1 tRNA gene is annotated in these 331 nt (G+C 67.1%); it reads left to right on the top strand.

The features are described from left to right. The first annotated feature begins 257 nt into the window (after nucleotides 1-257). Nucleotides 258-330: transfer RNA gene (locus HMPREF3121_RS06570), tRNA-Glu, on the top strand. Nucleotide 331 lies beyond the last annotated feature (1 nt).

Here is a 331-nt window from a genome sequence, read left to right as displayed (position 1 = left end):
GGCGGCACGGGTTCAAATCCCGTACGGGGTACCACGAAAAGACCTCCACCTTCCGGTGGGGGTCTTTTTTCGCGTTGATCCCGGTGGCTCCGATCCTGGTTGGCCCGCGACGACCGGTGCCGGGCGCACGCCGCACGGTGGACGCGAAAATGGGGTCTCACCAGGCGATTAGGAGCGCACGGCGGGTGTTGCTAATCTTCTTCTCGTCAGCGCAGAGCGGGTGGGACGGAGTCGTTCCGGCCGCGCTCGCCGTCCGAGCCCCGTTCGTCTAGCGGCCCAGGACACCGCCCTCTCACGGCGGCGGCACGGGTTCAAATCCCGTACGGGGTAC

The sequence above is a fragment of the Corynebacterium sp. HMSC11E11 genome (assembly GCF_001807025.1).
In the GTDB taxonomy this organism is placed as follows: Bacteria; Actinomycetota; Actinomycetes; order Mycobacteriales; family Mycobacteriaceae; genus Corynebacterium; species Corynebacterium freneyi.
Note: the sequence above shows the minus strand (reverse complement) of the source record. Positions and strands in the feature narration are given on the sequence as shown.